This window comes from uncultured Eudoraea sp. (genome assembly GCF_947258525.1).
GTDB lineage: Bacteria > Bacteroidota > Bacteroidia > Flavobacteriales > Flavobacteriaceae > Eudoraea.
Genome location: NZ_CAMYIP010000210.1, coordinates 1 through 5,694 on the forward strand (window position 1 = coordinate 1; position 5,694 = coordinate 5,694).

The following is a 5,694-nucleotide window of genomic DNA, read 5'->3' on the forward strand; positions in this document are numbered from 1 at the left end:
CTGGCCTTTGTCAAAGAGAAAATCCCTAATTTTAACCAGCTCGATTCCGGATAGAAAATCCTATTGGATTTCCCGCACCGTAATCATAGCTTTAACGTTGGCAGCAATATTTAAATAAAATGAATGATAAACTCTTCTGATAACCCATTTAAAGATAAGTCTGAACGGAGTGTGGTAAATAAAAGCCTATTCTATTCTTTAATTTCATTTGTAATTGGATCTTTAATATTTGCGATTTTCTATTGGACAGAATATATTGGAATTGCGATATTGGGACTGATATTTATAATAATTGCTGCTTTTTTTAACGGGGTATTTTTAATCACCCTTTTAGTAAAAATTACTTCCACACGAGTGAACTTAAAGAAGTATATGGCCTCTATTTTAATTCTACTATTGAATATCCCAATTGCAATTGCTTATTTTAATGTTTCGATCAACATTATATTAAAAAATGTAGCCCTGGATTAATAAATACAGCAGCCAACAATGGCTATAATTCATCGCTGCTATAGAACTTCCCTTAAATTTCCTACATTTAAATAAAACAAAAACTGGCCTAAATGTGAAACAACCAGGGCTCGCCTTGCCAGCGCGAATTTCTTCTGCTAACCGCAGAAGATCCTACGCATCGCTTCGCCCCTATCCCGCGCCGCAATCATAGCCAAAACCGTTGTGCTTCATTATGACCAATCAATAACCAATGATTAAATTCTTTCGTAAAATACGCTACAATCTTATGAGTGAAAACAAAACTGGAAAGTATTTGAAATATGCTATTGGTGAAATTCTTCTTGTAGTAATAGGAATTTTAATTGCCTTAGCCATTAATAACAAAAATGAAGCTCGTAAAGATGAAATAACCAGCAAACAGTACCTCGAAGGTATTAAAAAAGATCTTCAGAATGATCTCGTGCAAACTGAGCGTGCTTTAAAGCAAATAAGTTATGATTTAAGCGTAGTGACGAGCATAGACTCTACACTTTATGATTTACACGCCAATAGATCTGAAGGCATTAATCAACTTTTTACCAACCCAAATCAAATGACGCCTGACACTATTTATATTGAAAGTTTATTTTATAGAAATAGATCCTTCCGCTCGGTTAATGGTACCTATAAATCATTAATCGCAGATGGTAAATCGGGTTTAGTCAAAAACAAAGATCTATCGCAGAAAGTTCAAGCCATTTATGATGGCGAGTATCAACGATTAGCAAGCACCTACGAATCTATAAAAGCCATTGAGCAAAAGATAAATTGGGCGTATCCTATTGAAATTAGAAAGTGGAGCTATTCAGATTTAATGGAAGCTAAGGATGAAAAAATATTTTATGACGTGATGCGTCTTGTTGAGGAAAAGGGGTTTTACGCAGGGAACTTAGTTAGAACAAAAAATGCAATTAATGAAGTTGTGGTTTTAATCAATGATGAACTAGAAAAATAACGAAAGCACAACAATGGCCATAATTCATTGTGGTTTTGTGCCACACCAAAATAAAAGTATAAATCAACGGCTGATTTCTAAGCGGAATAATCCTGCGGATGATTCCACAACGAAATCATAGCCGAGACCGTTGGGTGTAATTTGGCAAAATTACCAATTTTTGGTATATTTGAATAAAAGGTAGTACGATGAGTAAAAACACATCCATTTCACTAGGAAATTATTTTGACGAATTTGTTCATAAACGAATTTCTGAAGGCCGATATAAAAATGTAAGTGAAGTTATCCGTGCCGGATTAAGACTGCTCGAAGAAGAAGAAAGTAAGGTAATTGCTCTAAAGAAAGCAATTCAAGATGGAATTGATAGTGGCTTAGCCAAAGACTTTGACCCTGAAAACCACCTTAAGTCGTTAAAGTCAAAAAGGCGACTTAATGGCTAAATACTACCTAACTAACAAGGCGGTCGAGGATTTGACCGATATTTGGAATTATACTTTTGAACAGTGGTCTGAACAACAAGCTGATAAATACTACCAATTATTACTGGATACTTGTCGCGAAATTGCCGAAAACCCAGATTTAGGAAAAAACTATGAGGGAATCAATCATAATCTTCTTGGATTGAGAACAAATCGACATATTATTTTCTTCAGAAGAATTGATTCTGCCTTAGTAGAAATAACACGAATTCTACATGTTCGAATGGATTTGAAAGTGCGATTTTGGGAATAAAAACTACACCCATCAACGCCTCCTATGGCTTGTCCTAATTTTCTATCTTAGGTTTTTATAAATCAATTCTGGAGTGTCTGGACTTTGACAGCAACAGGGCATAGCCAGGGCTGTTGTACCTCATTCTAGCTATCGAACTACTATTATGAAACTTATTCTACAAAAACACAATGGAATAAATGGGCTTTACCAACTAAGGCTTCATATCTTGAAGTAAATTCTTAGTTATAATTCAAATATTACAGCTTTGGAAATTTGGCGACTTCAAACATTACACCTCCCTGAAACTAATGGCCAATATTCTGGGTATCCCTTCTCACAAAGAAGATATGGACGGTAGTATGGTCAGAGATGTTTATTATGAAGAAGGTGAAGTAACCAGGATTGTAAGGTATTGTGAATTAGATGTGATTACTTAAATACAAGTCTTTCTAAGGCTGCGTAATGAACAGTTATTGAACGAAGATCAGATAAAACACATTTAATGTGCTAATAGATAGGATTCTGTTCTCGACTAATTGTACTTTAATTGAATATATACAGGGAAATGGTCACTATATCCCCCTTTATACTTTTTACCTACGTATGTTCTGAAAGGGTTTCCTGCATATTTGCCATCCCATTCCTTGAGCTGATGGTCGTCAAAAATATTGGCATGCGCAAAACTGTGTGTGCCCTTTTCATAATTAAAAAAGCTATGAGATACAAGAATCTGATCAAAGAGAGACCAGCTTCTTCTGTAGTTAGCACTTCCTCTTTCGGGAGTCCAAAGTTTTTCCATGGGATTGTATAGATCTTTGGCTTTAACCAAACTACGTATACTTGGAGCATCGGGACCATCATTAAAATCTCCCATAATAATATAATTAGGTTCTGAATACGTTCTTTCAATTTCGGTCATATAATCCCTGATGGTATCAGCAGCTTTTATTCTTTTATAATCTGTTTCAATATCTCCGTTTCTTCGTGATGGCCAGTGATTCACAAAAACATGTACCTCCTCACCGTTTAAAACGCCATGTATATAAAGTATGTCTCTCGTTGTGTCTCTTTCACCTTCAGAATTGAAAATCAGCAAAGGGATAGGTTTGGAATGTAAAACACTAAAATTGGATTTTAAATATAGCAAAGCGGTATCGATTCCTCTTTCATCAGGAGAATCGTAGTGAACGTAATCGTAATCTTCATTTTTTAGAGCACCCGCAGAAAGCAGATCCTTAATAACCTCTTCGTTCTCCACTTCGGCGACGCCTACCAGCACAGGTGTCTTTTTAGTGGTTTTAACGCCAATACTGGAAATTGTATTCGCCAGTTTGAGAAGTTTCTTTTTATACCTCCTATTGGTCCATTTCTTTTTTCCGTTAGGGGTGAAATCTGCATCAAGGGTGTTTTGATCATCACCGGTATCAAACAAATTTTCCAGGTTGTAGAAGACAATGGTATGAACGTTTTTGAGCTTTTTCCTTTTGAGAAATGAAAAATTCATAAATTTTTCTTTAGGTTTTCAAAATTACAAAAATCACTTGGCTTCAATTACTTAGATTTGCATTATAATTTGTCAGATGTTAGAGAAGCAGAAAATTGAATATGAAAAGGCAATTCTGGTTGGTGTTATTCATAAAAAGCAGAATGAAGAGAAAGTAAAGGAATATCTTGATGAGCTTGAATTTCTTACTTACACTGCAGGAGGACAAGTAATGAAACGTTTTGTGCAGCGCGTAGATTTACCAAACCCAAAAACTTATATTGGAAGTGGTAAAATTCAGGAAATTGCCTCCTACGTAGACGAAAACGAAATAGGATCCGTCATATTTGACGATGAGCTTTCGGCCGTTCAACAACGTAATATTGAGAAAATACTTCGGTGTAAAATACTGGACAGAACAGGATTGATCCTGGATATTTTTGCACAAAGAGCCAAAACCAGTTATGCCCGGACACAGGTAGAGCTTGCGCAATATGAGTATTTATTACCTCGATTGACAGGCTTATGGACGCACCTTGAAAGACAAAGGGGAGGAATTGGGATGAGAGGTCCCGGGGAAACCGAAATTGAAACAGACCGTCGGATAGTCAGAGATAGAATTGCCTTACTAAAAAAGAAATTGGCTAAAATAGATCGGCAAATGGGTACTCAACGAGGAAATCGGGGAGCCCTGGTCCGTGTAGCTCTGGTAGGTTATACCAATGTTGGTAAATCTACACTTATGAACGTAATCAGCAAAAGCAAGGTTTTTGCAGAAGATAAATTATTTGCAACTTTAGATACAACTGTTAGAAAGGTAGTGCTGGGTAATTTACCCTTCTTACTTACAGATACCGTTGGATTCATACGCAAATTACCTACGCAATTGGTTGAGAGTTTTAAAAGTACCCTGGATGAGGTAAGAGAAGCAGATTTACTCCTCCATATTGTAGATATTTCACACCCAAATTTTGAAGATCATATTAGTTCTGTGAATCAAACATTGAACGAGATTGGCACTTCTGATAAGAAAACAATAATGGTCTTTAATAAAATTGATCTTTATGCACAGGAAATTCTGGAAGAAGATGATTTAATGACCGAAAAGACTTCAAAGCACTTTACAATTGATGAATGGAAACATACCTGGATGCAAAAATTAGGTGATAATGCCATTTTTATATCCGCTCTTAAAAAAGAGAACCTGGATGAGTTTCGGAAAAAAGTTTATGATGCGGTAAGGGAAATCCATATTTCAAGATTCCCTTATAATAATTTTCTTTATCCCGAACACCTGGATGAATATTAATTAAACTCCATTATCTTTCTGATTAATTATTTAAATGTACAACTGAATTACTCAGTGTAAATTATGCGCTACAGGGTCATTCAACCGACAACCGATACACTTCATATTTTTCACAACATTATAACTCTACTTCACAACAATAATTTAGAGATTTCAAAGAACCGATTTACATTTACATTGTAATTAAGTGTTAGTGTTTAACCCCAAATCAAAACATAACTTAATTTAAGTGTTATTCTTCCCAATGTTAATTGGGATGATCGAAACCCAAATCGGCACTTAACCAAAGAATTAGATTAATAAACCAAGTTTTACAAACCTACTTTTCTTAAAAGACCCCGACGGAAACGTCGGGGTTCTTTTTGTTTCTTTAAATTACAAAGTGATCTATTCTGCTAAGAAAAAAATCAAATTATCCTGATTATTTAAATAATCCATGAGGTAGCGCTAAATATTCTGACTTATAATATGCATTTCATCCGGGTAATTAAGCCACTCATATTTTTCACAACATTCAGTGATGCATTCACAACATATTTTATGATCAAAAGCTTGCTCTACATATCTTTACATTGTAATTAAGTGATAGTGTTCAACCCCAAATCTGACCCTGAACTTAATCTTAAGTATTCGATTCCCCAAATCGATTCTTAACCAAAACAATAATTACCAACCAAATTTTACAGACCTGCTTAACTAAAAAAACCCTGACATTACTGTCAGGGTTTTTTAATATCATCC

At 35.2% G+C, this 5,694-nt stretch carries 6 protein-coding genes and 1 pseudogene; 6 read left to right on the forward strand and 1 reads right to left on the reverse strand.

Going from position 1 to position 5,694, the window contains the following annotated elements; genetic code table 11:
- The first annotated feature begins 123 nt into the window (after nucleotides 1-123).
- The 5 genes and pseudogenes from Q0X89_RS16070 to Q0X89_RS16090 form a co-directional block, all read left to right on the forward strand.
- On the forward strand, nucleotides 124-471 hold the full coding sequence (locus Q0X89_RS16070; protein WP_297696046.1) for a hypothetical protein: 348 nt from the start codon (nucleotides 124-126) through the stop codon (nucleotides 469-471).
- Between the two features lie 268 nt (nucleotides 472-739).
- The gene (locus tag Q0X89_RS16075) at nucleotides 740-1,447 is read left to right on the forward strand and encodes a DUF6090 family protein (RefSeq protein WP_297696048.1); all 708 of its coding nucleotides are present in this window, start codon (nucleotides 740-742) and stop codon (nucleotides 1,445-1,447) included.
- Between the two features lie 188 nt (nucleotides 1,448-1,635).
- On the forward strand, nucleotides 1,636-1,887 hold the full coding sequence (locus tag Q0X89_RS16080) for a type II toxin-antitoxin system ParD family antitoxin (RefSeq protein ID WP_297696050.1): 252 nt from the start codon (nucleotides 1,636-1,638) through the stop codon (nucleotides 1,885-1,887).
- A complete protein-coding gene (locus Q0X89_RS16085) occupies nucleotides 1,880-2,179 on the forward strand; it encodes a type II toxin-antitoxin system RelE/ParE family toxin (protein WP_297696052.1) in 300 nt (99 codons plus the stop codon). The genes Q0X89_RS16080 and Q0X89_RS16085 overlap by 8 nt, the downstream gene beginning before the upstream one ends.
- A gap of 239 nt (nucleotides 2,180-2,418) precedes the next feature.
- Nucleotides 2,419-2,664 (forward strand): annotated as a pseudogene (locus tag Q0X89_RS16090) (3'-5' exonuclease); the annotation flags it as partial.
- Nucleotides 2,665-2,693: 29 nt separating this feature from the next.
- Here the strand turns inward: Q0X89_RS16090 and Q0X89_RS16095 are convergent.
- Entirely contained in the window at nucleotides 2,694-3,665 is a 972-nt protein-coding gene (locus Q0X89_RS16095) for an endonuclease/exonuclease/phosphatase family protein (RefSeq protein ID WP_297696054.1), read from the reverse strand.
- A gap of 76 nt (nucleotides 3,666-3,741) precedes the next feature.
- Between Q0X89_RS16095 and hflX the strand changes: the two genes are divergently transcribed.
- A complete protein-coding gene (gene hflX, locus Q0X89_RS16100; protein WP_297696056.1) occupies nucleotides 3,742-4,953 on the forward strand; it encodes a GTPase HflX in 1,212 nt (403 codons plus the stop codon).
- The last annotated feature ends 741 nt before the right edge of the window (nucleotides 4,954-5,694 follow it).